Annotated in this window: 25 protein-coding genes and 1 other annotated feature; of the genes, 11 read left to right on the forward strand and 14 right to left on the reverse strand. The window is 51.1% G+C overall.

The window, feature by feature from the left end; genetic code table 11:
- Positions 1-31: 31 nt before the first annotated feature.
- The 4 genes from BH714_RS10745 to dacD form a co-directional block, all read right to left on the reverse strand.
- Positions 32-367 (reverse strand): DUF496 family protein, encoded by a 336-nt coding sequence (locus BH714_RS10745; protein WP_008499467.1) that lies wholly within the window; start codon positions 365-367, stop codon positions 32-34.
- Positions 368-535: 168 nt separating this feature from the next.
- Positions 536-1,594 (reverse strand): FUSC family protein, encoded by a 1,059-nt coding sequence (locus BH714_RS10750; protein WP_040017927.1) that lies wholly within the window; start codon positions 1,592-1,594, stop codon positions 536-538.
- 92 nt (positions 1,595-1,686) lie between these two features.
- Positions 1,687-2,160, reverse strand: coding sequence for a DNA gyrase inhibitor SbmC (gene sbmC, locus BH714_RS10755; RefSeq protein ID WP_040017929.1), 474 nt, complete (start codon positions 2,158-2,160; stop codon positions 1,687-1,689).
- A gap of 131 nt (positions 2,161-2,291) precedes the next feature.
- Positions 2,292-3,458, reverse strand: coding sequence for a serine-type D-Ala-D-Ala carboxypeptidase DacD (gene dacD / locus BH714_RS10760; RefSeq protein WP_014170783.1), 1,167 nt, complete (start codon positions 3,456-3,458; stop codon positions 2,292-2,294).
- A gap of 198 nt (positions 3,459-3,656) precedes the next feature.
- On the opposite strand from dacD, the gene sbcB reads away from it, so the two are divergent.
- Positions 3,657-5,093: an exodeoxyribonuclease I gene (sbcB, locus tag BH714_RS10765; protein WP_416436516.1), complete on the forward strand. Its 1,437-nt coding sequence runs from the start codon at positions 3,657-3,659 to the stop codon at positions 5,091-5,093.
- A 58-nt stretch (positions 5,094-5,151) separates the two neighbouring features.
- On the opposite strand, the gene plaP is transcribed toward sbcB, so the two are convergent.
- The 4 genes from plaP to BH714_RS10780 form a co-directional block, all read right to left on the reverse strand.
- Positions 5,152-6,510: a putrescine/proton symporter PlaP gene (gene plaP, locus BH714_RS10770; protein WP_014170786.1), complete on the reverse strand. Its 1,359-nt coding sequence runs from the start codon at positions 6,508-6,510 to the stop codon at positions 5,152-5,154.
- Complete coding sequence (gene yoeI, locus BH714_RS24065; protein ID WP_099458931.1) at positions 6,500-6,562, reverse strand: membrane protein YoeI; 63 nt, start codon at positions 6,560-6,562, stop codon at positions 6,500-6,502. Before yoeI ends, plaP begins: the two co-directional genes overlap by 11 nt.
- 218 nt (positions 6,563-6,780) lie before the next feature.
- Positions 6,781-7,710: a LysR substrate-binding domain-containing protein gene (locus BH714_RS10775; protein ID WP_014170787.1), complete on the reverse strand. Its 930-nt coding sequence runs from the start codon at positions 7,708-7,710 to the stop codon at positions 6,781-6,783.
- A gap of 41 nt (positions 7,711-7,751) precedes the next feature.
- Positions 7,752-8,576: an SDR family oxidoreductase gene (locus BH714_RS10780; protein ID WP_014170788.1), complete on the reverse strand. Its 825-nt coding sequence runs from the start codon at positions 8,574-8,576 to the stop codon at positions 7,752-7,754.
- Between the two features lie 174 nt (positions 8,577-8,750).
- Here BH714_RS10780 and hisL point away from each other — a divergent pair, with 174 nt between their 5' ends.
- The 9 genes from hisL (at position 8,751) to hisIE (ending at position 15,968) form a co-directional block, all read left to right on the forward strand.
- Positions 8,751-8,801, forward strand: a complete 51-nt coding sequence (hisL, locus tag BH714_RS24070; protein WP_001364200.1) for a his operon leader peptide — start codon at positions 8,751-8,753, stop codon at positions 8,799-8,801.
- Positions 8,777-8,900, forward strand: a sequence feature (His leader region). Its footprint overlaps the gene before it by 25 nt.
- 46 nt (positions 8,901-8,946) lie before the next feature.
- Complete coding sequence (gene hisG, locus BH714_RS10785; RefSeq protein ID WP_000886595.1) at positions 8,947-9,846, forward strand: ATP phosphoribosyltransferase; 900 nt, start codon at positions 8,947-8,949, stop codon at positions 9,844-9,846.
- Positions 9,847-9,851: 5 nt separating this feature from the next.
- Entirely contained in the window at positions 9,852-11,156 is a 1,305-nt protein-coding gene (gene hisD, locus BH714_RS10790; RefSeq protein WP_040019050.1) for a histidinol dehydrogenase, read from the forward strand.
- Complete coding sequence (gene hisC / locus BH714_RS10795; protein ID WP_040017932.1) at positions 11,153-12,214, forward strand: histidinol-phosphate transaminase; 1,062 nt, start codon at positions 11,153-11,155, stop codon at positions 12,212-12,214. The genes hisD and hisC overlap by 4 nt, the downstream gene beginning before the upstream one ends.
- On the forward strand, positions 12,211-13,278 hold the full coding sequence (hisB, locus tag BH714_RS10800; protein ID WP_040017933.1) for a bifunctional histidinol-phosphatase/imidazoleglycerol-phosphate dehydratase HisB: 1,068 nt from the start codon (positions 12,211-12,213) through the stop codon (positions 13,276-13,278). Before hisC ends, hisB begins: the two co-directional genes overlap by 4 nt.
- Positions 13,278-13,868, forward strand: a complete 591-nt coding sequence (gene hisH, locus BH714_RS10805) for an imidazole glycerol phosphate synthase subunit HisH (protein ID WP_020883288.1) — start codon at positions 13,278-13,280, stop codon at positions 13,866-13,868. The genes hisB and hisH overlap by 1 nt, the downstream gene beginning before the upstream one ends.
- Entirely contained in the window at positions 13,868-14,605 is a 738-nt protein-coding gene (gene hisA / locus BH714_RS10810; RefSeq protein WP_032678506.1) for a 1-(5-phosphoribosyl)-5-[(5-phosphoribosylamino)methylideneamino]imidazole-4-carboxamide isomerase, read from the forward strand. Before hisH ends, hisA begins: the two co-directional genes overlap by 1 nt.
- Complete coding sequence (hisF, locus tag BH714_RS10815; protein ID WP_014170794.1) at positions 14,587-15,363, forward strand: imidazole glycerol phosphate synthase subunit HisF; 777 nt, start codon at positions 14,587-14,589, stop codon at positions 15,361-15,363. Before hisA ends, hisF begins: the two co-directional genes overlap by 19 nt.
- Positions 15,357-15,968, forward strand: a complete 612-nt coding sequence (gene hisIE, locus BH714_RS10820) for a bifunctional phosphoribosyl-AMP cyclohydrolase/phosphoribosyl-ATP diphosphatase HisIE (RefSeq protein ID WP_014170795.1) — start codon at positions 15,357-15,359, stop codon at positions 15,966-15,968. The genes hisF and hisIE overlap by 7 nt, the downstream gene beginning before the upstream one ends.
- 41 nt (positions 15,969-16,009) lie before the next feature.
- Here the strand turns inward: hisIE and wzzB are convergent, their stop codons facing one another.
- A complete protein-coding gene (wzzB, locus tag BH714_RS10825) occupies positions 16,010-16,990 on the reverse strand; it encodes an LPS O-antigen chain length determinant protein WzzB (protein WP_040017934.1) in 981 nt (326 codons plus the stop codon).
- A gap of 193 nt (positions 16,991-17,183) precedes the next feature.
- Here wzzB and BH714_RS10830 point away from each other — a divergent pair, with 193 nt between their 5' ends.
- Positions 17,184-18,188, forward strand: a complete 1,005-nt coding sequence (locus BH714_RS10830; protein ID WP_040017935.1) for an NAD-dependent epimerase — start codon at positions 17,184-17,186, stop codon at positions 18,186-18,188.
- A gap of 53 nt (positions 18,189-18,241) precedes the next feature.
- On the opposite strand, the gene ugd is transcribed toward BH714_RS10830, so the two are convergent.
- From ugd to BH714_RS10855, 5 genes are all read right to left on the reverse strand, one after another.
- Positions 18,242-19,408 carry a UDP-glucose 6-dehydrogenase gene (gene ugd, locus BH714_RS10835; protein ID WP_040017937.1) on the reverse strand — a complete coding sequence of 389 codons (1,167 nt, stop codon included), beginning with the start codon at positions 19,406-19,408 and terminating at the stop codon, positions 18,242-18,244.
- A gap of 227 nt (positions 19,409-19,635) precedes the next feature.
- Positions 19,636-21,042, reverse strand: a complete 1,407-nt coding sequence (gndA, locus tag BH714_RS10840; RefSeq protein WP_040017938.1) for an NADP-dependent phosphogluconate dehydrogenase — start codon at positions 21,040-21,042, stop codon at positions 19,636-19,638.
- A gap of 148 nt (positions 21,043-21,190) precedes the next feature.
- Entirely contained in the window at positions 21,191-22,663 is a 1,473-nt protein-coding gene (locus tag BH714_RS10845; protein WP_080765208.1) for a glycoside hydrolase family 1 protein, read from the reverse strand.
- A gap of 60 nt (positions 22,664-22,723) precedes the next feature.
- The gene (rfbA, locus tag BH714_RS10850) at positions 22,724-23,596 is read right to left on the reverse strand and encodes a glucose-1-phosphate thymidylyltransferase RfbA (RefSeq protein ID WP_040017940.1); all 873 of its coding nucleotides are present in this window, start codon (positions 23,594-23,596) and stop codon (positions 22,724-22,726) included.
- A 47-nt stretch (positions 23,597-23,643) separates the two neighbouring features.
- On the reverse strand, positions 23,644-24,654 hold the full coding sequence (locus BH714_RS10855) for a WaaS/CpsH family glycosyltransferase (protein ID WP_040017941.1): 1,011 nt from the start codon (positions 24,652-24,654) through the stop codon (positions 23,644-23,646).
- Position 24,655: the final 1 nt, after the last annotated feature.

Here is a 24,655-nt window from a genome sequence, read left to right on the forward strand (position 1 = left end):
ACCAGAGAGCCTTTTTTGTATTCAACGGCGATTACTCGCTTTTGGCTTCACCGTTTTTGATTTCGCCCATTACTTTCAGTTTCTTGGAGATATCACGGCGTTCTTTAGACAGCTCAGCGTTTTTGATGATGTAGTCATCAACGCGGTCTTCGTAGTCGCTCTTCATGCTGGCGATGATGCCCTGAATAGCCTCAACGCTCATGCCTGGCTTGATGTAGTCGCTCAGGTTATCGAGCAGCAGGACACGTTTCTGGTTGTCACGGATCTTCTTCTCAACGTCCTGGATTTCACGCTGCAGTTTGTTTTTGCGGCGGAACAGGCGGACGAATTCCAGAACATCCTGGAACGAAGGCTTGGTAGTTTCCATTTTTACACCCCTGATAATGTGAGATTCGGATTCGTTAAAGCAACCGTTGTAACAATAACCTTACTGACAGCGGCTGCGAATGACAATGAGTATATCGTTTAAAGCTATCATAACCCCAATTGATGCTGAATCGAAGCAGCAGGCGTCACATATGGAGATAGCTGCTCTTTATTTGCGCAGCGCCCGGCAAATGAGATGCGACAGTAGCTCCAGCTGCCGCGCCAGCTCCATGCTCAGCCAGACATAACCATGAATAGGCGTTTCCGCGACGTTATCGCTCTGACGCTCATTCATTAACTGCTTCAGCTCCGCAACGATCTCATTCAGACGTTCACTGTTCGCCAGGATGGGCTGCGGGTTACCTTCATAAAGCGCGTGGGCGATGGTGAGCAGCGTTTGCTGCGTCATCTGCTGCGTCTCTTTTAAGGTATGGGCGTTGAGCATTAAAAGGTGGCTGGGACGAGAAGCCCAGTGCGCGTTGATTTGCAGCTCAAGCATGCATACCAGATTGCGGCTAACCGTCTGAATGGCTTCAAAAATGGATTTCTGGATATGGGTTTCTTTGCTGGCCGGAGTAATCAGCCCGCGCATCCTGACCACATCGTTGAGGATCGTTTGCAGGTGTTTTTCCAGCCGGGGGCGCTCAACCAGGTTAGGGGAAAATCCGGCCTGATAGACGCGGTTGAACGCGGTGACATAGTTAGCCATCTGAATACGCCAGTGCAGAAAAGCACGCTGTGGCCAGATGCCGGTAAAAAGCATAGCCAGCAATGAGCCGAGGATCACGTCCCCGCTTCGCCACAGGGCGGTCGTCATATCCCCTGCCGGGGCACCGACCACCACCGACAGCGTGATACCAATCAGCAGCGCCTGATAGGGCCTTTTGCCTAATGCCAGCCAACCGCAAAGGAACATCGCGGCACCGCACCAGACCAACATAACCGGAAACGAGATAAGCTCAAGCTTCAGCGCGATAAGCCCCAGGGCAGAGCCTAAAACGGTACCGCCAATGCGCTCGAAGGCGCGTGGAACAACGTTCCCCCAGAACGAAATAGGCCCCATCACGACCACCAGCGTGATAAGCGGCCATGTTCCCTCAGGAACATCCAGCAAACGAACCAGCACAAACGTCAACACAAAGGCCAGCGCGATACGGCACCCATGTACCACGCGGTAGTGTTTGTACAGACGAATTTCAAAAGGGGTTAATGATTTGTCGGGACGCACACCCGCTCTCCAGCTACACGGCAAATCACAATTGTACTGTGTTTTCAGCCGGGCGGATCACACCCAGCTGAAAAACCCTGTAATAACCAGGCTTAACCGGCTTTGTGCTCTACACCAATATACATTTCGATGTCCCAGTAACCGTCCGCGTTACCATCATTAAGGTAGCGCTCGAAGCAGGGTTTAGGGGCCATCTGGTAGCTGTTATCCTGCAAGAGGGAATTAAAGAACTGGTTCCATGGGGTCGCGAAGTCATGGTTTTCAACGCGCGCCGTCGCCACCGCATACTCTCCAGCGGCGATTTCCGTCATCATGACGCCTTCGCTGTTTTCAGGAATGACAAAATCGTCCGGGACCGTTACGGCCGTGTCACAGCGCAATTTTTCTGCCGGGACCTCGTCCGGATTATCGTAGTAAACCGCAACCCACTCCAGCGGCTGAATGTGAAGTCCATCCACCCACATGACTAACTGTTCGAAGCCCTGTTTAACCGTTTTGTCCCACGGCCCGACCAGATGAAAGCCGGCGATTTTACGTTTCTGTTGCTGCTTGATGCTGTAGTCCATGCTGCCTCCTTTTATTACTGTATATTTATACACTATAAAGCAGGTTTTAACTGTTCAGCAAACGAGGAGTGTTTATTATGTGAGCAGACTCGCAACCGCGCCAGTCTGCTCATGTGCTTTAACGCAGGCCGTTACAGCGTGTGATGCAGATAATCGCTCAGACGGGAGAAGAGGCCGCCTTTATTCACCGCTTCGAGCGTCACCAGAGGCCAGTGCGCCACGACTTTGTCACGGTCGTAAAGCTGGATCTCCCCTACCCGCTGATGAGCCGCAATCGGCGCTTCCAGCTCTTTTTTATCCAGCACGTACTTGGCTTTGATGTTAGGAACTTCTGTTTTAGGCAAGGCCAGCCAGAAATCCTGGTCGGTGCCCAGTTCCACCTGCTCTTTATCGCCGTACCAGATACGCTCTGTTCCCACTTTTTTGCCGTTATGCAGGATCTGCACCGTATCAAAGTTCTGCTGCCCCCAGTGCAGCAGCTTCCGGGCCTGTTCCTCACGCCCTTTCGGGCTGTCAGCGCCCATCACCACAGCGATTAAACGACGCTGACCGTCAACCGCTGACGCAATCAGGTTAAAGCCCGCTCCCGACGTGTGCCCTGTTTTCAGGCCATCAACGTTCATGGTTTTATCCCACAGCAGGCCGTTACGGTTTTGCTGGGTGATCCCGTTCCAGGTAAGGCTCTTTTCGCTGTACATGTGGTAGAACTCTGGCTCGCCGTGAATGATAGCCCGGGAGAGCACGGCCAGGTCATAGGCAGAGCTGTGTTGGCCCGGCGCGTCCAGACCGTGGACGGTTTCAAAGTGGGTATCGCGCAGGTTCAGCTTTTGTACATAGTCGTTCATCATCTTCACAAACTGCGGCTGACCACCCGCTACGTGATCCGCCAGCGCCACGCAGGCGTCGTTACCGGAATCCACAATCAGACCACGGCTCAGGTCGCGCACCGAGACGCGATCGCCCTCTTTCAGGAACATCAGCGACGATCCTTCAAACACCGGGTTTCCTTTTGCCCACGCGTCGCGGCCAACGGTAACGATGTCATCCGGGGTAATGCGGTGGCTGTCGATGGCCCGATCGACAACGTAGCCCGTCATCAGCTTGGTCAGGCTCGCCGGATTACGTTGTTGATGTTCGTTGCCCGCCGTTAAGATCTGACCAGTCGTGTAATCCATTAGCACCCAGGAGCCCGCCTGAATGGCCGGAGGCTGCGGCGAAAAATCCAGCGGATCGGCCGCGAAGGCAGAAGAGACACTCGAAGCGAGTAAAGAAACAGCAATAAACAGACGGCGTTTCAACGGTATATCCTCAGGTCATTAAAAATCGATGACCTTTTTACGGGAGTTCTGTTGTCGTTACCTGGCTTAATTGCAAAAAAATGTGACAGAAAGCAGATTTTACGCTGAAGCGGCCTCGCAAATTTGCACGGTGATGGCGCTTTTTATTCGGACTGACCTTCACGATCGTTTACCATAGAGACGTCATTTTTTAACAGGATGGTATTACTGGTGTCTGATTCAGCCGCGCGCCCTACATTTTTGTTCCACGACTACGAAACCTTTGGCACCCACCCGGCGCTGGATAGACCGGCACAGTTTGCGGCCATCCGTACCGACGATGAATTCAACATCATTGGCGAGCCTGAGGTCTTTTACTGTAAGCCGGCCGATGACTACCTGCCCCAGCCCAGCGCGGTAATGGTCACCGGGATCACCCCACAGGAAGCCCGGGACAAAGGCGTGAACGAGGCCGCATTCGCCCGGCGCATTCACGACCTCTTCACCGTCCCGAATACCTGCGTGGTCGGTTACAACAACATCCGTTTCGATGACGAAGTGACGCGCAATATCTTCTACCGCAACTTCTACGATCCTTATGCCTGGAGCTGGCAGAACCGCAACTCGCGCTGGGATTTGCTCGACATTATGCGTGCCTGCTATGCACTGCGCCCGGAAGGCATCAACTGGCCTGAGAATGATGAAGGGCTGCCGAGCTTCAGACTGGAACACCTGACGCGCGCGAACGGTATTGAGCACAGTAATGCCCACGATGCGATGGCCGATGTCTACGCCACCATTGCTATGGCAAAGCTGGTGAAAACTGCTCAGCCACGGCTGTTTGACTATCTGCTGAGCCACCGCAGCAAGCAGAAACTCACCACGCTGATTGATGTGCCGCAGATGAAACCGCTGGTACATATCTCCGGTATGTTTGGCGCCTGGCGCGGCAACACCAGTTGGGTCGCTCCGCTGGCCTGGCATCCGGATAACCGTAATGCCGTGATTATGGTGGATTTAGCCGGTGATATTACACCGCTGCTCGATCTCGACAGCGATACGCTGCGCGAACGGCTCTATACCCCAAAAGATGAACTCGGCGATCTGCCCGCGGTGCCGGTCAAACTGGTCCATATCAATAAATGTCCGGTCCTGGCCCAGGCCAATACTCTGCGCGCGGAGGATGCCGACAGGCTGGGGATTAACCGTCAGCGTTGCCTGGATAACCTCAAGGTGCTGCGTGAAAACCCGCAGGTACGTGAGAAAGCGGTGGCGATCTTTGCCGAAGCCGAACCCTTTGTTCCGTCAGACAACGTCGATGCACAATTGTACAACGGCTTTTTCAGCGACGCAGACCGTGCGGCAATGAATATTGTTCTGCAAACCGAACCGCGTAACTTACCCGCGCTGGATATTACCTTCGCGGACGCACGTATCGAAAAACTGATGTTTAATTACCGCGCGCGCAATTATCCGGGCACGCTGGATGAAACAGAACAGGCGCGCTGGCTTCAGCATCGTCGTCATGTGTTTACACCGGAGTTTCTGCAGAGCTACGCGCAGGAGCTGGAGATGCTGTATAGCCAGTATGAAGGAAATGCTGAAAAGCAGGCGCTGTTAAAAGCGCTGTATCAGTATGCGCAGGAAATCGTCTGACAGATTTTGGGCGAAAAAAAACCGGAGGCGATGGTCTCCGGTTTTTTTTACTTAGCTCTTACGCAACGTCTTCGTACTGAGGAACCGGGTTACGGAAGCTCTTCGTGACGCACGCCAGGTAAACCAGGCCGATACCCGCCCAAATCAGGCCAAGCACCATGGAGCTCTCTTCCAGGTTAACCCACAGCGCACCCACGGTCAGCGCACCACACATCGGCAGGAACAGATACTGGAAGTGGTCTTTCAGCGTTTTATTACGCTTTTCACGGATCCAGAACTGAGAAATAACCGACAGGTTAACAAAGGTGAACGCCACCAGCGCACCGAAGTTAATCAGCGCAGTTGCCATCACCAGGTCAAAGTTAATCGCCAGCAGAGCAATAGCGCCGACCAGGATGATGTTCATCGCCGGCGTACGCCAGGTTGGGTGAACGTAGCCGAAGAAGCTTTTCGGGAATACGCCGTCACGACCCATTACGTACATCAGACGTGCAACGCCTGCGTGCGCGGCCATGCCGGATGCCAGTACCGTGATGGTGGAGAAGATCAACGCGCCAACCTGGAACGCTTTACCCGCCACGTAGAGCATAATTTCTGGCTGAGAGGCATCCGGATCCTTAAAGCGAGAGATATCCGGGAAGTACAGCTGCAGGAAGTAGGTCGCAAAGATAAAGATCAGACCACCAATCAGCGCCGTCAGGAAGATAGCACGCGGGATAACACGCTCTGCGTCCTTGGTCTCTTCAGACAGGTTGCTGATACCGTCAAAACCGGTAAAGGAGAAGCACAGAATGGTTGCGCCGGTAATCATCGGGATCACATGCGCATCACCAGACCAGAACGGCTTGCTGCTCGCCAGGGTACCTGCGCCTTCACCGTGGAAGACACCAAAGATAACCATGCCCAGAATCACGGCAATCAGGATGACCTGAAGCACAACAATAACGGAGTTAAAGTTCGCAACGGACTTGATGCTGCGCAGGTTGAACGCCGTCATAAAGGCCACCAGCGCCACGACGAACATCCACGAAGGGATCGACGGCACAAGTGCTTCAAAATAAATTTTAGCCAGCAGAATGTTGATCATCGGCGCGAACAGATAGTCGAGCAGCGAAGACCAGCCCACCATAAAGCCAACGGTCGGGCTGATGGATTTCTGGGCGTAGGTGTAGGCGGAACCGGCAGACGGATAGCGACGGACCAGTTTACCGTAGCTCAGCGCGGTAAAGAGGATCGCAATCAGCGCGAAGGCGTAAGCCGTCGGCACATGACCGTCTGTGAGGCCTGATACGATACCGAATGTATCGAACAGCGTCATTGGCTGCATATAGGCAAGGCCCATCATAACAACCGGAACTAACGTAAGGGTTTTACGTAATTCCACGCGAGAGGTGTTTGGAGTTGCGTTATGCGACATAGTTATTCTCCTTTACGGTGATAACCGCCACGTAAGCGAAAAATTGCCCCATTTCTGTATTCCTCAGCGACAACAACTGTCGGATTTTAGTAAATATCTATCCGGTACGAAGCCCGGCCTCTTGGTTTTTAGTTTCGTTTCATACGTGCAAAAAAAAATAACCGACGCCTTTTATATCGTCGATTATTCATTTGGTTGCAGCGGCGCATTTTGCCTCACATCGGATACAAAAGGCAATACTTTGCAACGCCCGGGGCGATTTTCTTTTTTCTAACTGGCTGATTTCTCGACGCTGCTTTGCGAGTAAACGGCAGCAATAGCACTATTTGCTAAAATTTCGTCCCGCCACCAGGCGCTTGCCAGCCCCGCAGTTTGTTCATTCCAGCCGACCCACACCGATTCATTGCTGCTTTGTGCAAGCACCTGTTTTTCAACAAGCGCACCGCTGTCTAAAAACCGCTGCGCCAGATAGCGGGGTAAATAGCCGCACCCCAGGCCACTGATTTGCAGCTCTAGCTTGGTTTTATAGTCGAACACCGTGATCGCCTCCTGCTCATCAAGCAACTGCGTGGAGGCCGCACAGTCGGGACGCGAGCTGTCACCGACCACAATGGCGCGGTAGCCTTTAATCGTGCGCCGGTTAAGGGGTTCCGGCTCCTGCGCGAGCGGATGGTGTGGCGCGACGGCGAAAACCTGCTCCAGCACACCCAGCCGGGCGAAACCGAAATCGCTTAACTGGGGCGGTTCATGCAGCGCACCGACAAAAATATCTGCCCTGCCCTGAGTTAAGGCATCCCATGAATCGCCCAGCACGCCATTAATGAAGATTAACCGGGTTACGCTGTGGTGCTGATAGAACGCCTCAATCAGCGGCGTCAGAAGAGAAAACGGAAAAGTATCATCAACGCCGATGACCAGTTCGTTCTCCCATCCCTGGTGCAGTTTGACGGCCTGTTTTTCCAGTTCGCGAACGGTATGCAGGACGTCGCGCCCCTTCTCCAGCAGCATCTGCCCGGTACGGGTAAAACGGGCGCGGTGACCAGAGCGATCGAGGATCTGGATATTAAGATCGCTTTCCAGTTTATGAACGGTATAGCTCAGCGCCGACGGGGTTTTGAAGAGCTTTGCCGAAGCAGCGGCAAAGCTCCCCTCTTTTTCCAGTGCATCCAGAATAATAAGAACATCCAGCAGCGGTTTCATGTTCGCCCCCTTCCGGTGTGCGATCGTTTCCGCTGAGAAACTTATTCCATCGGCATCACCAGCGGATCGGGATATTGATACTCAAACCCCAGCTCATGACAAATGCGATTGCCATCAACAATTTTGCCTTTACTTTCGTCCTTTGCTTCACCAAAAACAGGCGGAACCAGACCCAGCTGGCGTGCCATCAGCGGGTAAAACGTGCTACGCGCTGGATGAGAAGGCGCACATATATTATAGATGTGCCCACCTTTTGGAGCCTGTAAGAGTAGTTCTATTGCGGCAATTACGTCATCAAGATGCACAAGATTGACGCCATGTTGTCCGTCTGGCGCGGATTTTCCCGCGAAGAAGCGCCCTGGATGTCGCCCGGGGCCAACAAGACCTGCCAGCCGTACGATATCGACCTGGGTGCCGGGAAGATGATGCAGCCAGTCTTCCAGCTCTTTCAGCACTTTACCGCTCGCGGTAACGGGATGACGCTCAGAGGTCTCTTTCACCACGCCGTCAACATCGCCGTAGACCGAGGTTGAGCTGGTAAAAATAATGCGTGGGACGTGATGCGCCAGCGCGCTGTCGACAATCTCCTGCATCGCCTGCAGATAAAATGATTCGCCCGGGCCACTGCGCCGTGCCGGTAACGTAATCACCAGCGCATCAACGTTCATCAGCGTATCCAGATCGTCAGCATCACACACCAGTTCAGGTTCCAGACGCAGCTCGACGCCGTCAATACCGCACATGCGCGCCGCTTCTACCCCATCCGCCGTGGTTTTGCTTCCGGTCACCTGCCAGCCTTTTGCGGCCAATGACATCGCCAGCGGCATTCCCAGCCAACCTAAACCGACAATCGCGACCTTTTTCATGCGAATTCTCCTGACTTTTACTCGTCTTTCTTAAGGCTACGCCAGCCCGACAGAACACACAATTCATAGCGTCAATATGAAATGAATTAATGATCAAAAAAAGCCCTTGCAATCAGTCATACAACTGGTTTAGGTTAAAAGACATCAAATGAATAAGCATTCATCGAGAATTTTATGACACGCGTTCAATTTAAACACCACCATCATCACCATCATCCTGACTAGTCTTTCAGGCGATGTGTGCTGGAAGACGTTTGGATCTTCCAGTGGTGCATGAACGCATGAAAAAGCCCCCGGAAGATCTTCTTCCGGGGGCTTTTTTTTTGGACCAAATTCAGACAGGTTAAAACAGGTTAACGAGGAAAACAGAATGTTAGATAACTCACGTTTACGCATAGCTATTCAAAAATCAGGCCGTTTGAGTGATGATTCACGCGAACTGCTCGCCCGCTGCGGGATTAAAATCAACCTGCACACCCAGCGCCTGATTGCCCTGGCTGAAAATATGCCCATCGACATTCTGCGCGTGCGTGATGACGATATTCCCGGCCTCGTGATGGATGGCGTTGTTGACCTCGGCATCATCGGTGAAAACGTGCTGGAAGAAGAGCTCCTGACCCGCCGTGCCCAGGGTGAAGATCCACGCTATTTTACCCTGCGTCGTCTGGACTTCGGCGGCTGCCGCCTGTCGCTGGCCACGCCTGTCGATGAAGCCTGGGACGGCCCGGCCGCGCTGAACGGCAAGCGTATCGCCACCTCCTACCCTCACCTGTTAAAACGTTACCTGGATCAGAAAGGCGTGCAGTTTAAATCCTGCCTGCTGAACGGCTCTGTTGAGGTGGCACCGCGCGCGGGTCTGGCTGACGCCATCTGTGACCTCGTCTCTACGGGCGCCACGCTGGAAGCGAACGGTCTGCGCGAAGTGGAAGTGATTTACCGCTCCAAAGCGTGCCTTATCCAGCGCGACGGCGAAATGGCCGATGCGAAACAACAGCTGATCGACAAACTGCTGACCCGTATTCAGGGCGTGATTCAGGCCCGTGAATCGAAATACATCATGATGCACGCGCCAACCGAACGTCTTGATGAGGTCATTGCCCTACTGCCAGGCGCAGAGCGCCCGACCATCCTGCCTCTGGCCGGTGACCAGCAGCGCGTCGCCATGCACATGGTCAGTAGCGAAACCCTGTTCTGGGAAACCATGGAAAAACTGAAAGCGCTGGGCGCAAGCTCAATTCTGGTGCTGCCAATTGAGAAGATGATGGAGTGATGGCCATGAGCTTTAACACAATCATCAACTGGAACGATTGTTCGCAAGAACAACAGCGCGCGCTGCTGATGCGTCCGGCGATTTCCGCCTCAGAAAGCATTACCCGCACCGTGGCCGAGATCCTTGATAACGTCAAAGCCCGTGGCGACAATGCGCTGCGGGAATACAGCGCAAAATTTGATAAAACCGAGGTTGACGCTTTAAAGGTAACTGAACAGGAAATCACGGACGCGGAAAGCCGCCTCGGTGACGAGATCAAACAGGCGATGGCCGTCGCGGTGAAAAACATTGATACCTTCCACACCGCGCAGATATTGCAGGCGGTCGATGTGGAAACCGTGCCCGGCGTACGCTGCCAGCAGGTCACGCGTCCGGTTGCGTCGGTGGGGCTTTACATCCCCGGTGGTTCCGCCCCGCTGTTCTCTACCGTATTAATGCTGGCAACCCCGGCACGCATCGCCGGTTGTCAGAAAGTAGTACTGTGCTCGCCGCCTCCGATTGCCGATGAAATTCTCTATGCGGCAAAACTGTGTGGCGTACAGGCGGTGTATAAAGTGGGGGGTGCACAGGCAATTTCCGCGCTGGCGTTTGGTACCGAATCCATTCCTAAAGTGGATAAAATTTTTGGCCCGGGCAACGCGTATGTGACCGAAGCAAAGCGTCAGGTCAGCCAGCGTCTGGACGGTGCCGCGATTGATATGCCTGCCGGTCCTTCTGAGGTGCTGGTGATTGCCGACAGCGGTGCAACGCCGGACTTCGTCGCCTCCGATCTGTTATCCCAGGCAGAACATGGCCCGGACTCACAGGTTATTTTGCTGACGCCGGATGCGGATATGGCAAAACGCGTGGGTGAAGCCGTTGAACGTCAGCTTGCCGACCTGCCGCGCGCCGACACGGCACGCCAGGCACTCTCAGCAAGCCGCCTGATTGTGGCGCGCGATCTGGCGCAGTGCATTGCCATCTCCAACCAGTACGGCCCGGAACACCTGATTATCCAGACCCGCAATGCGCGCGATCTGGTTGACAGCATTACCAGCGCAGGTTCGGTCTTCCTTGGCGACTGGTCACCGGAATCCGCCGGCGATTACGCTTCCGGCACCAACCACGTTCTGCCAACCTACGGCTATACATCAACCTGTTCGAGCCTCGGGCTGGCGGATTTCCAGAAACGCATGACCGTACAGGAGCTGTCCCGCGAGGGGTTTGCCTCTCTGGCCTCCACCATTGAGACCCTGGCCGCCGCCGAACGTCTGACCGCCCACAAAAACGCCGTTACGCTGCGCGTTGCAGCCCTGAAGGAGCAAGCATGAGCATTGAAGAATTAGCCCGCGAAAATGTCCGTCGCCTGACGCCTTATCAGTCTGCTCGTCGTCTGGGTGGCAACGGTGATGTCTGGCTGAACGCTAACGAATACCCGACGGCCGTACAGTTCGAGCTATCGCAGCAAACGCTGAACCGCTATCCGGAATGCCAGCCGAAAGCGGTTATCGAAAATTACGCCCGGTACGCAGGCGTAAAGCCTGAGCAGGTGCTGGTCAGCCGGGGTGCAGATGAAGGCATTGAACTGCTGATCCGAGCCTTCTGCGAACCGGGTAAAGACGCGGTGATGTACTGCCAGCCAACCTACGGAATGTACAGCGTCAGCGCAGAAACTTTTGGCGTGGCGTGCCGTAACGTGCTTTCGCTGGAAGACTGGCAGCTCGATCTGCAGGGGATTGCCGACAATCTTGACGGCGTGAAAGTGGTGTTCGTCTGCAGTCCAAATAACCCGACCGGGCAGATTATCAACCCGCAGGACATTCGAACCCTGCTGGAGATGACGCGCGGTAAAGCGCTGGTGGTGGCTGACGAAGCCTATATTGAGTTCTGCCCGCAGGCGACGCTGACAGGCTGGCTCGAGGAGTACCCGCACCTGGTTGTACTGCGTACGCTGTCAAAAGCTTTCGCTCTCGCTGGCCTGCGCTGCGGCTTTACGCTGGCCAATAAAGAAGTCATCGACCTGCTGATGAAAGTGATTGCGCCATATCCACTCTCTACGCCGGTTGCCGACATTGCGGCGCAGGCTTTGGCCCCTCAGGGGATCAAGGCGATGCGCGAACGCGTGGCACAAATCCTTGAAGAACGGCAGTATCTGGTCACTGCCCTGAAAGATATTCCCTGCGTGGAGCAGGTATTCGACTCTGAAACCAACTACATCCTGGTACGCTTTACCGCGTCGAGTGCCGTATTTAAATCTTTATGGGATCAGGGCATTATCTTACGAGACCAAAATAAACAACCATCCTTAAGCGGCTGTTTGCGTATTACCGTAGGCACCCGTGCAGAGAGTCAGCGCGTGATTGACGCCCTGAAAGCGGAGAAAGTATGAGCCAGAAGACCCTCTTTATCGATCGTGACGGTACCCTTATTTCGGAGCCGCCAACCGATTTTCAGGTCGATCGTTTCGACAAACTGGCTTTTGAACCCGATGTAATCCCGGTGCTGCTCAAGCTGCAGAAAGCCGGCTATAAGCTGGTGATGATCACTAACCAGGACGGGCTAGGTACCGACAGTTTCCCGCAGGCGGATTTTGACGGCCCGCATAACCTGATGATGCAGGTGCTGACGTCTCAGGGCGTTGAATTTGATGAGGTGCTGATCTGCCCACACCTGCCTGCCGATGAATGTGACTGCCGCAAGCCGAAGGTAAAGCTGGTCGAACGCTACCTGACGGATGACGTGCTGGATAAAGCCAATAGCTATGTCATTGGCGATCGCATGACCGATATTACACTGGCGGAGAACATGGGTATCTCCGGGCTGCGCTATGACCGTTCCACCCTTAACTGGGCAAAAATTGGTGAGCAGTTGACCCAGCGTGACCGCTACTCGCACGTTGAGCGCAACACCAAAGAGACGCAAATCGACGTTAAGGTCTGGTTGGATCGTGAAGGCGGCAGCAAGATCCACACCGGTGTGGGTTTCTTTGACCATATGCTGGACCAGATCGCGACCCATGGTGGTTTCCGCATGGAGATCGCCGTGAAAGGCGATTTGTATATCGACGATCACCACACCGTGGAAGATACCGGCCTGGCGCTGGGTGAAGCGCTGAAGCTGGCACTCGGCGACAAACGCGGCATCAACCGTTTTGGTTTTGTGCTGCCGATGGACGAGTGCCTGGCGCGCTGCGCAATGGATATCTCCGGGCGCCCACACCTGGAATACAAAGCGGATTTCACCTACCAGCGCGTGGGCGACCTCAGCACCGAAATGGTTGAACACTTCTTCCGTTCATTGTCCTACACCATGGGCCTGACGTTGCACCTCAAGACCAAGGGCAAGAACGACCACCACCGCGTGGAAAGCCTGTTCAAAGCCTTTGGCCGTACCCTCCGCCAGGCGATTCGTGTGGAAGGTGACGCCCTGCCCTCATCGAAAGGAGTGCTGTAATGAATGTGGTGATTCTGGATACCGGATGCGCCAACCTGAACTCCGTAAAATCGGCAATTGCCCGTCACGGCTATGCGCCGGACGTGAGTCGCGACCCTGACGTCGTACTGCGCGCCGATAAGCTTTTTCTGCCCGGCGTAGGGACAGCGCAGGCGGCGATGGATCAGATCCACGAGCGCGAGCTGGTGAGTCTCATCAAAGCCTGTACTCAACCGGTGCTGGGAATTTGTCTCGGCATGCAGCTCTTGGGCCGACGCAGTGAAGAGAGCAACGGCGTTGATCTGCTCGGGATTATTGACGAAGACGTGCCGAAAATGACCGATCACGGTCTGCCTCTGCCGCACATGGGCTGGAACCGTGTTTATGCCAAAGCCGGTGACAGACTGTTTCGCGGCATTGAAGACGGGGCCTATTTTTACTTCGTGCACAGCTACGCCATGCCGGTAAATCCGTACACCATTGCCCAGTGCAATTACGGCGAAGCATTTACCGCGGCGGTGCAGAAAGATAACTTCTTCGGCGTGCAGTTTCACCCGGAACGTTCGGGTGCCGCAGGCGCACAGTTGCTGAAAAACTTCCTGGAGATGTAATGATTATTCCCGCTTTAGATTTAATCGACGGCACGGTTGTCCGTCTCCATCAGGGCGATTACGGGCAGCAACGCGACTACGGTAACGACCCCTTGCCACGTCTGCAGGATTATGCTGCCCAGGGCGCGCAGGTGCTGCACCTGGTGGATTTGACTGGCGCAAAAGATCCGACAAAACGTCAAATCCCACTTCTTAAAAAACTGGTGGCCGGCGTAGATGTGCCGGTCCAGGTAGGCGGTGGCGTGCGTACGGAAGATGACGTTGCGGCGCTGCTGGACGCTGGCGTGGCGCGGGTGGTCGTCGGCTCGACTGCCGTTAACGATCCTGAAAAGGTTAAAGCCTGGTTCCGCCGCTTTGGCGCTGACGCGCTGGTGCTGGCGCTGGATGTTCGTATCGACGAACAGGGTAACAAGCAGGTTGCAGTCAGCGGCTGGCAGGAAAATTCCGGGGTGACGCTGGAAGAGCTGGTCGAGAGGTATCTGCCCGTTGGCCTGAAGCACGTGCTGTGCACCGATATCTCCCGCGACGGCACGCTGGCAGGCTCTAACGTTTCTTTATACCAAGAAGTCTGTGCGCGTTATCCGCAGGTGGCCTTCCAGTCATCGGGGGGTATTGGTGATATCGCTGATATTGCCGCGCTGCGCGGAACGGGTGTACAGGGCGTGATTGTGGGCCGGGCCCTGCTGGAAGGTAAATTTACTGTGACGGAGGCGATTCAATGCTGGCAAAACGGATAATCCCTTGCCTGGACGTACGTGACGGCCAGGTAGTGAAAGGCGTGCAGTTCCGCAACCACGAAATCATTGGCGATATCGTCCCGCTGGCAAAACGCTACGCTGAAGAAGGCGCAGATGAACTGGTATTTTACGATATCACCGCCTCCAGCGATGGCCGCGTCGTGGATAAAAGCTGGGTGGCGCGCGTGGCAGAAGTGATTGATATTCCCTTCTGCGTGGCAGGTGGGATTAAATCTGCGGAAGACGCGGCAAAAATCCTCTCCTTTGGTGCCGATAAGATTTCCATTAACTCCCCTGCTTTGGCAGACCCGGAGCTGATTACCCGTCTGGCCGATCGCTTTGGGGTACAGTGTATTGTCGTGGGGATTGACACCTGGTATGACGCCGCAACGGGTAAATACCATGTCAACCAGTACACCGGCGATGAAAGCCGGACCCGTGTAACCCAATGGGAGACGCTGGACTGGGTGCAGGAAGTCCAGAAACGTGGCGCAGGCGAAATTGTGCTGAACATGATGAACCAGGACGGCGTGCGTAACGGCTATGACCTTGAGCAGCTGAAAAAAGTCCGCGCGGTCTGCCACGTACCGCTGATTGCTTCCGGCGGTGCAGGCACCATGGAACACTTCCTTGAAGCCTTCCGCGATGCAAACGTTGACGGCGCGCTGGCGGCCTCTGTGTTCCACAAACAGATTATCAATATTGGTGAGTTAAAAACGTACCTGGCCGACCAGGGCGTGGAGATCAGGGTATGTTAACAGAGCAACAACAGGCACAACTGGACTGGGAAAAAACTGACGGATTACTGCCGGTGGTTGTACAGCATGCCGTCTCAGGTGAAGTGCTGATGCTGGGATATATGAACCAGGATGCACTAACCAAAACCATCGACAGCGGCAAGGTCACCTTTTTCTCGCGTACCAAACAACGCTTGTGGACCAAAGGGGAAACCTCTGGCCATTTCCTGAATGTAGTCAGCATTACGCCGGACTGCGATAACGATACGCTTCTGGTACTGGCGAATCCGATCGGCCCAACCTGCCACAAGGGCACCAGCAGCTGCTTCGGCGACGCAAGCCACCAGTGGCTGTTCCTGTATCAGCTGGAACAGTTACTCGCTGAGCGTAAAACGGCGGATCCTGAAAGTTCGTATACGGCGAAACTCTACGCCAGCGGAACCAAACGTATCGCGCAAAAGGTGGGGGAAGAAGGCGTTGAGACAGCGCTGGCCGCGACCGTGCATGACCGCGAGGAGCTGACGAACGAGGCGTCGGATTTGATGTATCACCTGCTGGTGCTGCTGCAGGATCAGGAGCTTGATTTGACGGCGGTGATTGAGAATCTACGTAAGAGACATAAATAAAAAAACCGGGGAATGTCCCCGGTTTTTTTATCTGATGAGAATCACGCTTTTGGTTTGTAGTTCCGCAATGCGTTGCGGCCGAGAACCACACCCGAACCAATAATCCCGCCAAGCAGGACTGCCAAAGTTAAAATAATTGCCTTTTTCGGGCTGTCACGTCGGACTGGAAGATCCGGTTTCATAACATAGCGATATACGTGGATTGTGTCAGGGTTGACATTCAGTTTTTCGATATCCAGCAAATTTTGCTTAGTTTGATAGTACGCACCTGAGAACACCAACGGACGAGACGCTTCGTTTTCAATCATTGACTTCAGCGCTTCGCTGCCAAGCAGGAACATAGTTTCCTGCGTCACGTCCTGAGTTTGCTGAATTTGCGGAGAGGTGATTTTCGCTGCCTCTGCGTTCTTCAGCGCTTCCGTAATCTGTTTAATGCGCAGATCTTTTTGCTCTTGAGCGACCTTCTCCTGGTTCTCTAGAGAGTCGTTCAGGGTTTTAATCTGCTCTTTGATATTGTCTTTAAGATCAACGGAAAGTTCTTTTGCAGTTTGCTCATCAACCTGCTGGATGTACTGTGCTAGTTGCTTTTGAGCAGCTTCAGCGGACTCCGCGACATAAGTCACAGTCAGGGGCAATTCTTGATTTTTGACTGTAGGCCCGATGGACAGTTTCTCAGGTTGTTCCTGATTTCCCAGAGCCTGTGCTAAGGCTGAGAATGAGGAATTAAAACGTCCAATTGCTCGCGTTTGGATATCGAGCATAGCAGGGGCTGCGCTGCCATAAAGGATATTTAATGCATTTGAGTAAGTAGCAATCTGAGCCGCATCAGGTTGAGCGATGATGGCGGATGATGTCCATTTCTCTTTTGCAACCGTAATATAAACACCCGCAAGCACGACAAACAGAGCGACAAAAGCTACCACAGTCCACTTCCCACGCCATACTTGCAACACTAAATCAATTAAATCAATTTGCTCCGGGTCATTGCTTCGGTTGACCTGGCTATAGTTGTTCTGCGTCATACAATCCCTAACAGATGAAAAAGGGCAAAAACAATTGTGTTTGCATAGTGTATCTGTTGCTACAGATTTTTCTATAAGAATCCGATGAGTTAAATCGGAAAGATGGGTTATGTAACTGGCATCCGCCGCGCTATGATAGACGCAATGTGATGCGTGATGGCATCAGTAAGAACACATGTTTATGAGGGAAGATATGAAATTTCTGGTAACGGGTGCAGCAGGCTTTATCGGCGCAAATGTCAGCAAACGGCTCCTGGATGCCGGTCATCAGGTCGTCGGTATTGATAACCTGAATGACTACTATGATGTCAATCTTAAGCTGGCACGTCTGGATCTGCTGACATCTGACAGTTTCGCCTTCCACAAGCTGGACCTGGCCGACCGTGAAGGCATGGCCACACTGTTCGCCCGTGAGAAATTTGATCGCGTCATCCACCTGGCCGCACAGGCAGGTGTACGCTACTCGCTTGAAAACCCTCACGCCTATGCAGATGCCAACCTGGTAGGGCACCTCAACGTGCTGGAAGGCTGTCGCCATCACAAGGTACAACATCTTCTGTATGCATCTTCCAGCTCCGTTTACGGTCTGAATCGCAAGATGCCTTTTTCGACTGACGATTCGGTCGATCACCCTGTCTCACTTTATGCCGCGACCAAAAAAGCCAATGAACTGATGTCGCATACCTATTCCCACCTGTACAACCTGCCCACGACGGGCCTGCGTTTCTTTACCGTGTACGGTCCGTGGGGTCGTCCGGATATGGCGCTGTTTAAATTCACCAAAGCGATGATTGAAGGCAAAAGCATTGATGTCTACAACTACGGTAAGATGAAGCGCGACTTCACTTACATTGATGATATCGCCGAAGCCATTATCCGTCTGCAGGATGTTATCCCTCAGGCCGATGCAAACTGGACCGTTGAAACCGGTTCACCGGCAACCAGCTCTGCGCCTTATCGCGTCTATAACATCGGAAACAGCTCTCCGGTTGAACTGATGGATTACATTACGGCTCTTGAAGAGGCGCTCGGGACAGAGGCAGAGAAGAATATGATGCCAATCCAGCCGGGTGACGTACTAGAAACCAGCGCAGATACTAAAGCGCTGTATGAGGTTATTGGCTTCAAACCGCAGACTTCCGTTAAAAAAGGCGTGAAGAATTTTGTTGACTGGTATCGCGACTTCTACAAAGTATAAAAACAAAAAAAACCGGCACTTGGCCGGTTTTTTTATGCCCCTTAAGCAGAGACTCAGTCGCTACCAAACAAATCGCGGGTATACACTTTATCCGCCACGTCGGCCAGTTCTTCCGCCATACGGTTAGAGATAATCACATCCGCTTCCTGCTTGAACGCATCCAAGTCACGAATCACACGAGAATGGAAGAATTCATCCTCCTGCATCGCTGGCTCATAAATAATTACCTGAACGCCTTTGGCCTTAATACGCTTCATGATCCCCTGAATGGAAGAGGCGCGGAAGTTATCAGAACCGCTCTTCATGATCAGGCGATATACACCCACCACTTTCGGCTGACGCGCGAGAATGGAATCAGAAATGAAGTCTTTACGCGTACGGTTTGCATCAACAATCGCTGAAATCAAATTGTTTGGCACAGCCTGATAGTTCGCCAGCAACTGTTTCGTATCTTTAGGCAGGCAATAGCCGCCGTAACCAAACGACGGGTTGTTGTAATGGTTACCGATACGCGGGTCAAGGCAAACACCTTCGATGATCTGACGGGTGTTCAGGCCCAGACTCTCGGCATAGCTGTCCAGCTCGTTGAAGTAAGCCACGCGCATTGCCAGGTAGGTATTCGCGAACAGCTTGATCGCTTCGGCTTCAGTGGAATCGGTAAACAGCACCGGGATATCTTTCTTGATTGCGCCTTCCTGAAGGAGAGCAGCAAAACGCTCCGCACGCTCAGAGCGCTCACCGATCACGATACGGGATGGGTGCAGGTTATCGTATAACGCCCTGCCCTCGCGCAGAAACTCTGGCGAGAAGAAGACATTATCAATACCCAACTCTTCTTTGATTGATTTAGTGAAACCGACCGGAATGGTCGACTTAATGATCATCACTGCATTCGGGTTAATCGCGATAACGTCTTTGATCACCGCTTCAACCGTCGAAGTGTTGAAATAGTTGGTTTTTGGATCGTAGTCTGTTGGGGTCGCAATGATGACAAAGTCCGCATCACGATAAGCATCGTCTTTATCGGTGGTAGCACGGAAATTCAGCGGTTTGTTCGAAAGGTAATCCTGGATTTCTTTGTCTACAATCGGCGATTTCTTCTGATTCAGCATATCCACTTTGGACTGTACGATGTCCAGCGCAACCACTTCATGGTTCTGGGCAATCAGAATGCCGTTTGAGAGACCGACATAGCCTGTTCCGGAGATTGTTATTTTCATTCGCTAATGACTTCTGTGAGTTAACTGTACTGATGGCCGCCTGACCATCGCGATAAACCTGACTGTTGGGCTTTGTACCTCCTGGCCAACAGAACTGTCAAGGCAAACCAGGAGTAATCCCTGCTCGCAGGATGACATTCAGACTACTTCGAGTATCGCGAGCCAAATTTTGCGTAAAAAAAACCCGGAGACGAGCTCCGGGCCTTAATTACAACGCGTTATTTAACTTATTCCATCCATTCGGTATGGAATACACCTTCTTTATCAGTACGCTTATAGGTATGCGCACCAAAATAGTCGCGCTGTGCCTGAATCAGGTTCGCAGGCAGAACGGCAGCACGGTAGCTGTCGTAGTACGCCACTGCTGCGGAGAAGGTCGGAACAGGAATACCGTTCTGCACAGCGTAGGCCACAACGTCACGCAGCGCCTGCTGGTATTCGTCGGCAATCTTCTTGAAGTATGGCGCCAGCAGAAGGTTAGCAATACCCGCGTTTTCCGCATAAGCATCGGTGATTTTCTGCAGGAATTGTGCACGAATGATGCAACCTGCGCGGAAGATCTTCGCGATCTCACCGTAGTTCAGATCCCAGTTGTTCTCGTCTGACGCGGCACGCAGCTGAGAGAAGCCCTGCGCGTAGGAGACGATTTTACCCAGGTACAGAGCGCGGCGAACTTTCTCGACGAATTCAGCTTTGTCACCCGCGGGTTTAGCCTGTGGGCCAGACAGCACTTTGGATGCCGCAACGCGCTGCTCCTTCAGGGAAGAGATGTAACGCGCAAATACGGATTCGGTGATCAGAGACAGCGGTTCACCCAGATCCAGAGAACTCTGGCTGGTCCATTTACCGGTGCCTTTGTTCGCTGCTTCATCCAGGATCACATCGACCAGGTATTTACCCTCTTCATCTTTCTTAGTGAAGATATCTTTGGTGATGTCAATGAGGTAGCTGTTCAGTTCGCCTTTGTTCCACTCGGTAAAGGTTTCTGCCAGCTCTTCGTTAGAGAGTTTCAGGCCGCCTTTCAGCAGAGAGTAAGCCTCCGCGATCAGCTGCATGTCGCCGTATTCGATGCCATTGTGAACCATCTTCACGTAATGGCCTGCACCGTCTGGACCAATATAGGTCACACACGGCTCGCCATCTTCCGCAACAGCAGCGATTTTGGTCAAGATTGGCGCAACCAGTTCGTATGCCTCTTTCTGACCACCAGGCATGATAGATGGGCCTTTCAGTGCGCCCTCTTCACCACCGGAAACACCGGTACCGATGAAGTTGAAACCTTCAGCAGAAAGCTCACGGTTACGACGAATGGTGTCCTGGAAGAAGGTGTTACCGCCATCAATGATGATGTCACCTTTTTCGAGGTAAGGCTTCAGGGAGTCGATAGCTGCATCAGTACCCGCGCCCGCTTTCACCATTAACAGGATACGACGAGGCGTTTCCAGGGACTCAACAAATTCTTTCACCGTATAGAACGGAACCAGTTTTTTGCCCGGGTTTTCGGCAATCACTTCTTCGGTCTTATCACGGGAGCGGTTGAAAACGGAGACGGTATAACCACGGCTTTCGATGTTGAGCGCCAGGTTGCGCCCCATCACTGCCATACCGACAACGCCGATCTGTTGCTTGGACATTACATACTCCTGTCAGGTGTGGTCCCGCCGGGTACTTCCCGGCGGATATAATATTGAATTATCTTAACTCAGAAAACGAGAGCAGAGGTAGGTATTTATGGTCATTAATCCATTTAAGCCATACCAAAAGCAAGGCTTTAACGTGCGATTATTTTTTCGTCGATGAGACACATGAGTTTTTATTTTTATATTCTTTAATGATTTCTTGATAATTATAATAACTTAACTTTGGCGTTCGTCTTAATGTCTTATCTTCAAAATCAACACCAATTATGCCAAACCTATTTTTGTAGCCCCAGAGCCATTCGAAATTATCGAGTAAACTCCAGAAAAGATAGCCCTGGATATCCAGGCCATCCTTTTTTGCTTCCATAATTGCAGACACATGTCTAACGAGATAGTCGGCTCTCAACTTATCAGAAATGACGCCGTCTTTAAGTTTTTCATCATCTGGACCAAAACCAGCCCCATTCTCAGTAATAATAAAGGTAGGATGGGCGTATTTAGCATCGATCTTTTCCATCATCGTAACCAGTGCTTCTGGATAAACCGGACCGTTGACAGAGGGTTTTTTATCAGGATTAGGAACATTCCCTATTTCAAACGCTTCAGTTTTATCATGCTTGACCAACGTAGGGCCATAATAATTTACGCCGATAAAATCTGGTTTGCCTTGGGTAATAAGTTGCATATCCTGAGAGGTAGGCTTGAATTGAGGATATGCAGACTGATACATTTTCAATACTGTATCTGGATATTTCCCCTTATAAAGCGCATCCAGGATCCAGTTATTATGGAGATCGTTACATAACTGTTCAGTAGGACTGTTTGGTTGACCACTGTCGATGCATGGAGATAAGTTTAAAGCAATACCAACGCGACCATCATATTTCGCCTTATGGTAATTACGTACCACTAACGCATTCGCAATCAAAAGATTATGCAGTGCTACCGCTTGCTTTCCGCGTGAAGCTGCAGACAAAACGTCACGATATCCGTCCGTTTTTTTTGCAATGAGATTCTCAGCAAGAGGTTCCAGAGTAAAAACATAACCTTCAGGCTCATTAAAGGTGATGAAATCATGAGCTTTATTACCAAAGTTTTTAAAAATTACTTCAGCATATTTTTCGAACCAGACAGGTGATTCAGGATTAGACCAACTACCTTTTTCATACAGCGCTAGTGGCATATCCCAGTGGTAAAGTGTAATGACAGGCTCAATATTGGCATCTTTTAAATCAGCAATCAGTTGATTATAATAAGCCAACCCCTTCTGATTTACTGTAACTCCATCTGGCATTATTCGAGACCAGGAAATGGAGAAGCGGTATGAATTTACTCCTAATTCCTTCATGAGTTGTATATCTTTCAGATAAACATCACGTGAAATTTGATTAGCCGCGACATCGCCATTTTCAGCGGTACCAATAATATATTTGGTCACTTCATTATGGGTAAAGTAATCCCAATTTGAATGGCCCTTTCCACCTTCATTCCAACCACCCTCAACTTGATATGAGGAGGATGCAGTGCCCCAGAGGAAATCGCATTGCTGTTTTTCGTCAGAAAATGCAGGGGGTAACAAAAATACAGAGGTAAAGAAAAAATATTTTGCTTTCATATTAGATAATTATAACCTGATAGCCATAAAACATATAATATTATGATATTTCTGTAATCGCTATTTGCTATTCTTAATTAAATTAATCAAATATTGACCGTAATTGGTCTTGCTCATCTCATTCCCGTAGGTCAGAACTTCATCCACAGTGAGCCAACCATTGCGGTAAGCAATTTCCTCAAGGCAGGCAATTTTAAAGCCCTGTCGCTTCTCAATCGTATGAATAAATTGTGATGCTTCGATTAGACTATCATGGGTACCGGTATCGAGCCATGCAAAGCCACGGCCAAGCAATTCTACCTGAAGATTTCCCTGCTCCAGGTACATCTCATTAAGGGTAGTAATTTCAAGCTCACCGCGAGCTGATGGCTTGACATGTTTAGCCATATCAACCACGTTTTCATCATAAAAGTAGAGACCAGTAACCGCCCAGTTGGATTTTGGTGCCGCAGGTTTTTCTTCTATACTTAATGCTTTGTAGTTTTCATCAAACTCAACAACGCCGAACCGCTCAGGGTCCATTACCTGATAACCAAAAACAGTAGCGCCTGTATTGACTGAAACAACCGATTCAAGTTTCCTGCCAAAGCTCTGCCCGAAGAAAATATTATCGCCTAATACCAGGGCACATTTATCACCAGCGATAAACTCTTCACCAATAATGAATGCCTGCGCGAGGCCATCAGGAGACGGTTGAATTTCATAGGATAAATTAATTCCGAAACGACTACCATCGCCCAACAAACGTTTAAATGATGGCAGATCCTCAGGCGTTGTGATTAAGAGAATGTCTCGGATACCCGCAAGCATAAGCACCGACATTGGATAATAAACCATCGGTTTATCATATATGGGCAAGAGCTGTTTAGAGACTCCACGCGTAATTGGGTGCAAACGAGTTCCTGAACCACCTGCCAGAATAATACCCTTCATTCTACTACCTCAATACTTTAAGCTAAATTAGATTAGATATTTATGAATTAAACTGCATCTTTACTGATATCAGCTGAGCACAATGTGCTTATCCAAGAGTCTACACTATAACGCGAAATTTCATCTGAGTAAGTGTCGTCATACGAGACATTAAAAAAAGCAGAGTCAATATAGATATTTTCACGGTTGATGAAATAAAAATTTTTCGCTGAATAAAAATCGTAGTTTTTAACTCTGGAATTCGTGGTTATAAATTTCCTCTTTAGAGGCAAACATTCTATTGTTCTCATAGTCAGACCAGTCTGACGGGGATGCTGAATATCAAGAACAGCATCAGCATCGGAGAAAAATGCTGCAATCTGCTTTTTATTCCTGGAGCGAAGTGTAAAACTGAAAAGTCTGAACTTAATTACATCTTTGATATTGGAGGCAAGAAAACCCGCCAATACAACAACTGATGGAAAATAAAGAACAAATCTTAAATCATATTCATTTTTATACTTTTTATAAATTGCGCCCAGCAGTTTGTATCTGTCACTATGAACGGTGCCCAGAAATGCAATGCTCGGCTTAACATTCGGTAATGCATTTTTTTTCGCAGTGCTTACGAAATCAGGTGAGTAAAATAATGGTAGATGATTCATAAAATCATACTCACGCGCATCGTTATCATCGAATGTAAATACCCGATCAAATAAGTTTAAATACTCCTGTATATGGGGATAATTTTTAATAGAATCCCATGCATAGTAAATAAACGTGGCATTCTTGTATTTCTCTTTAAATTTAAGTAGATTTTTTCTGTTAAGAGACTCACCTTTGAGGACAATGACATAGTCATAATCATCAGAAGTTTGAAGCAAAACCCTATCAAAATACGCATCTGAAATGCGTTTAAGAAAGTTATTTTCTTTCCAAAGCCTGAGTAATATTTTAAAAAATACGTTATTAAATGGCTTTTCATCGAAATAATCAACGGTGGCACCGGCTCGTCTCAAACCATCTGATATTTCGTTTTCATAATTAAAAAAGCGTGGGCATAAAAACAACACTTTCATT

It is taken from the genome of Enterobacter ludwigii (genome assembly GCF_001750725.1).
Taxonomy (GTDB): Bacteria; Pseudomonadota; Gammaproteobacteria; order Enterobacterales; family Enterobacteriaceae; genus Enterobacter; species Enterobacter ludwigii.